This window comes from Streptomyces lycii (assembly GCF_009735685.1).
GTDB classification, from domain to species: domain Bacteria; phylum Actinomycetota; class Actinomycetes; order Streptomycetales; family Streptomycetaceae; genus Streptomyces; species Streptomyces lycii.
Map to the genome: position 1 here is coordinate 1 of NZ_WHPN01000164.1, position 4,199 is coordinate 4,199.

Annotated in this window: 6 protein-coding genes; 1 reads left to right on the forward strand and 5 read right to left on the reverse strand. The window is 75.4% G+C overall.

Annotated features, from left to right (window positions below):
- From GCU69_RS06850 to GCU69_RS06860, 3 genes are all read right to left on the reverse strand, one after another.
- Nucleotides 1–1,376 (reverse strand): HAMP domain-containing sensor histidine kinase (locus GCU69_RS06850; protein WP_156205408.1); only part of this gene is annotated, 1,376 nt, incomplete at its 3' end.
- Nucleotides 1,373–2,104, reverse strand: coding sequence for a response regulator transcription factor (locus GCU69_RS06855; protein ID WP_098750288.1), 732 nt, complete (start codon nucleotides 2,102–2,104; stop codon nucleotides 1,373–1,375). The genes GCU69_RS06855 and GCU69_RS06850, both read right to left, overlap by 4 nt.
- 53 nt (nucleotides 2,105–2,157) lie before the next feature.
- On the reverse strand, nucleotides 2,158–2,499 hold the full coding sequence (locus tag GCU69_RS06860) for a hypothetical protein (protein ID WP_235978289.1): 342 nt from the start codon (nucleotides 2,497–2,499) through the stop codon (nucleotides 2,158–2,160).
- On the opposite strand from GCU69_RS06860, the gene GCU69_RS06865 reads away from it, so the two are divergent.
- Nucleotides 2,492–2,713, forward strand: coding sequence for a hypothetical protein (locus GCU69_RS06865; protein WP_098750290.1), 222 nt, complete (start codon nucleotides 2,492–2,494; stop codon nucleotides 2,711–2,713). The two genes, GCU69_RS06860 and GCU69_RS06865, sit on opposite strands and share 8 nt — an antisense overlap.
- Before the next feature lie 27 nt (nucleotides 2,714–2,740).
- On the opposite strand, the gene GCU69_RS06870 is transcribed toward GCU69_RS06865, so the two are convergent.
- Nucleotides 2,741–3,202, reverse strand: a complete 462-nt coding sequence (locus tag GCU69_RS06870) for a universal stress protein (RefSeq protein WP_156205409.1) — start codon at nucleotides 3,200–3,202, stop codon at nucleotides 2,741–2,743.
- A gap of 56 nt (nucleotides 3,203–3,258) precedes the next feature.
- Nucleotides 3,259–4,029 carry a bestrophin-like domain gene (locus GCU69_RS06875; RefSeq protein WP_098750292.1) on the reverse strand — a complete coding sequence of 257 codons (771 nt, stop codon included), beginning with the start codon at nucleotides 4,027–4,029 and terminating at the stop codon, nucleotides 3,259–3,261.
- Between the last annotated feature and the right edge of the window lie 170 nt (nucleotides 4,030–4,199).

Consider the following 4,199-nt stretch of genomic DNA (forward strand, 5'->3'; position numbering starts at 1 on the left):
ACCGCGCCCTTCGGCTCCCCGGCCGCCGCCAGCCCCAGCGTGACCCGCACCTGGGTCCCGCCCAGCGGCCCCCGGCCGATCGCCACGTCACCCCGGGTGGCCCGCGCCGCCCGGTGCGCGATGTCCAGGCCCAGCCCGGTGGAGCCGCCGACACTCACCCCGCGCGCCATCGCCAGATCCGGGTCGGCGATGCCCGGACCGGCGTCGTCCACGGTGAGCACCACGGACTGCGCGGTGCGCTCGACCCGGACCCCGAACGCCGTGCCCTGCTCGGTGTGCTGGAAGACGTTGCCGATGAGCGCGTCCACGACCGCCGCGAGATCGTCGTACGGCAGCGTCACGGTGGTGGGCTCCGCGGAGACCCAGAGCGTGCACCGGCGGTCCTGCTGCGCGGCCAGCACCGCCCAGAACTCCACCCGCGCGCCGACCACCTCGGACACCTCGCACCGGCCGTTCCGGTCATCGCCCGCCGCGCCCGCCGCCGCGGCCGGGGCACCGTCCGGCGCCCGGGCACGGTCGGCTGCGCCGCCGAGCGAGCTGACCGCCAGCGGGCTGCGCGCCGCGGAGATGATCGAGTCCAGCTCCGTCTCCAACTGCGTCACCGCGGCACCGAGACGCTCCGCGCCCGGGGCGGCCGCCATCCGTTCCGCCTCCAGGCGCAGCGCGGTCAGCGGGGTACGGAGCCGGTGCGAGAGGTCGGCGACCAGCTCGCGTTCCATCGCCAGCAGCTGCACCACCCGGTCCGCCATGCTGTTGAAGGCCCGGCCCGCCTCCTTCAGCTCCGGCGGCCCGGCCGGTTCGACCCGGATCTCCAGATCCCCCTCGCCCAGCGCGTTCGAGGCACGGGACAGGCTGCGCGAGGACCGCACGACCCGCGCGCCCAGCCGGTCGGCCACCAGCACCGACCCGGCCACCAGGCCCACCGCCAGCAGCGACATCACCACCCAGGACAGCGTCACCCCGCGGTTGAGCGCCGAGCGGGGCACGAACGACTCGACGACCGCGACCCGGTCCTGCGCCAGGATCACCGGCTGCAGATGGACCCAGCCGTCGGCCGTGTCCAGCGCGAACGTCTCGCGTTCCCGCCCGGCCCGCTCCAGGGCCCCCGGCGGCGCGTGCTGGGTCCCGATCACCCCGCCGTCCGGCAGGTGCACCCCGAGCCGGCCGCCCGGGTCGAGCCCGGCCACGGCCTGCTGCACATCGCGCTGCCGCGTCGTCAGCGCCAGCACCGGTGCCAGCGCCGACGCCCGCTGCTCCGCCTCCGTCGTGGACCGGCCGCGCGCCTCGGACTGCACGAGCAGCGCGAGCGGGATGAGGAACGACAGCGCCACCATCGAGGTGACCGCCAGCGCGACCCCGGCGAGAGCCCGCCTCATCTCGGGGCCACCAGCTTGATGCCGATGCCGCGGACGGTGTGCAGATAGCGCGGCTGGGAGGCGCGTTCGCCGAGCTTGCGGCGGAGCGCCGACAGATGCACGTCGATGGTCTGGTCCTCGACGTACGGCTGCCGCCAGACGTCCGCGAGGATCCGGCGGCGCGACACCACCTGGTCGGCGTGGGCCGCCAGATAGGCCAGCAGGTCGAACTCGCGCCGGGTGAGCCGCAGCTCCCGCCCGGCCAGCCGCGCGCTCCGCGCCGGCAGGTCCACCACCAGCTCGCCGACCCGCATCGTGCGGGCGACGGCGGGCGCCGCGGGGGAGCCGGACCCGTCCCCGGCGGGCGGCGCCGGCGCGGGCTCGGCCGGTGCCGTACGGCGCAGCACCGCGCCGATCCGGGCCGCGAGCTGGCCGCCGGAGAACGGCTTGACCACATAGTCGTCGGCGCCCGCGTTGAGGAGCTTGATGACCTCCGCGTCGTCGTCCCGGGCGGTGGCCACCACGACGGGGACCCGGGAGATGCCGCGCAGCATCCGCAGCACGTCCGTCCCGTCCAGGTCGGGCAGGCCGAGGTCCAGCACCACGACGTCCGGCGGGCGCGCGGTGACCTCGCGGAGTGCCTCGAAGCCCAGGGCCGCGCTGTGCACCACATGGCCGTGCGCGGAGAGTACTTCGATGAGCGCGCCGCGTATGACGGGGTCGTCCTCGACAAGAAGCACGGATGCCATGGACCGGCACGGTATCCCGTCCGCCACTATGGTGTCGTGTCCCGGTACCTGCGCTACGTGCTCATCTGGCTCTCCTGCACCTCGGTCAGCGTGACGGCGGTCATCCTGACCGTGCACTTCGTCGTGGGTTCCACCAGACCGACCCCGCTCGTGGCCCGGGAGGCCCCGACCGTCTTCGCCTCCTCGACGAGCCGCCCGCGGACCCCGAGCCGTACACCGGAGCCGAGCCCCACCCGGGCCTCGCCGTCCTCGTCGCCGCCGTCGAAACCCACCCGCTCCGAGACACCGCGCACCCCCGCCCCGCAGCCGACCAGGAGCACCCCGCCGGCCACGGCCGGGCCGAGCCCGAGCGGCGGTCCCGCGGACTGCCGCGAGGACGGCTCGGGCGTGCACACCGTCGAGTCGGCGGGCGGCAGGGCCACGGTGCGCTTCGGCGAGGAGGACGTGTGCCTGGTCTCCGCCGTCCCGAACGGCGGCTTCACCGTACGGACCGAGCAGAGCCGCCCCGACACGCTCCGGGTGCACTTCTCCGGGGACCGGCGCGAGTCGGTGATCACGGCGACGAGCAGCCCCGAGGCGCGGGCCACGGTGCAGGAGATCACCTGGTAGCCGCCGAGCGCCGTCGCGGCCGCGCCGCTACGGCACCACGGTGACGGGCCAGCGCCCCGCCTTCACCAGCCGCACCGCCACCGACCCGACGAAGCGGTGCCCGGCCTGCTCGGAGGCGCCCACGACCACCGCGTCCGCCCGGAGATCGTCCGCGGCCCGGGACAGCGCCCCGTACGGGTCGCCACGCAGGGTGTGGAACTCCCAGCGCAGCTCGTAGACGTCCGTCATCCGGCCGGCGGCCTCCCGGACCTCCGCCTCCAGCTGCTCGGCGGCCTCGGCCGAGGCCTGGACGACCGGCGCGCCGAGCGCCGCGCCCGCGGCCGACAGGGGCTGGACGTACACCAGCGCGAGCAGGGCGCCCTGCCGGCGGGCCAGCCCGGCGGCGTACGCGGCTGCCCGCCACGACGAGTCGGAACCGTCCAGACCGGCGACGACGACCTTCGGCCCGTCCGTGCCGCGCTCGAAGGGCCCGGGTCTGCTGTCATTCACGCAGGTGAGGGTATACGGGCCGGGCCGCCGCGGTGTGCCCCGGGCGGCGGGGCCGGTCAGCCGGGCCCGAGCGCGCCGGGGAAATGGTCGAGGAACGGCGCGGCCGCGTCCGGCACCCCGCGCCCCAGCGGTGCGTCGAAGTGCCAGATGACGAAGAGCAGAAACGCGATCAACGCGCTGAACAACCCCGCGAGCAGCAACTCCCGTGCGCTGCGCCGGATCTGCAGGGCGAAGACCATGCCCACCGTCACCAGCCCCCCGGTGATCAGCCCGAACCAGATCACGCCCGGCATCGTCGCCCCGGCGCTCGCGGCCCGCGCCGAGCGTGCCGCGTCGGCCGCCGCGACCTGGTCGGCCAGCGGCTGGTGGACCAGGCTCTCCAGTTCCCCGCGCGGCTCGTACCGGGCGACGTCGGCGCGCACCCGGTCGAGCAGTTCCGCGCCGCGCCCGGTGAGTTCGCCGTGGGCGGCCATGTACGGCCACTCCACGCGGACGACGTGCCGGACGTACGCCTCGATGTCGCGGTCCACCCGCTGCCGCACCTCCGCCGGCAGGACCTCGGCCCGCTCGCTGACCTCGTGCAGCGCCTGAGCCTCGGTGCGTACGCCGTCCTCGGCGGCCCCGCGCGCCTCCCAGACGCCGGCGATGGCGAGGCCGAGGACGATCGCGTAGACCACGCCGATCATCATCGTCATGTACTCGATGACGTCCGGGGTGCCGGAGGGGTCGTCGTCCTCGCCGACCCGGCGCTGGTACAGGGACACGGAGACCAGGACGACCACACAGGCGGCGGCCATGGCAACGGTCAGGACGAGCCACTGGGGCACGGACTACCTCCGGGAGCGGCCGGACGAACCGGTGCGTGGACGAAGCGCCGCCGCGGCCAGCACGGCGGGGGCGGTGATCAGGAGCAGGAACACGAGCGGCGACGGCCCGGCATCGGCCTCGGCATGGCCGCCCCGACCATCCTCAAGTACGGCACCGAGGAGCAGAAGCA

Bases quoted from the DNA above. Each gene is read 5' to 3' on its own strand.
- GCU69_RS06855 (WP_098750288.1), bottom strand. From the start codon at position 2,104: ATGGCATCCGTGCTTCTTGTCGAGGACGACCCCGTCATACGCGGCGCG.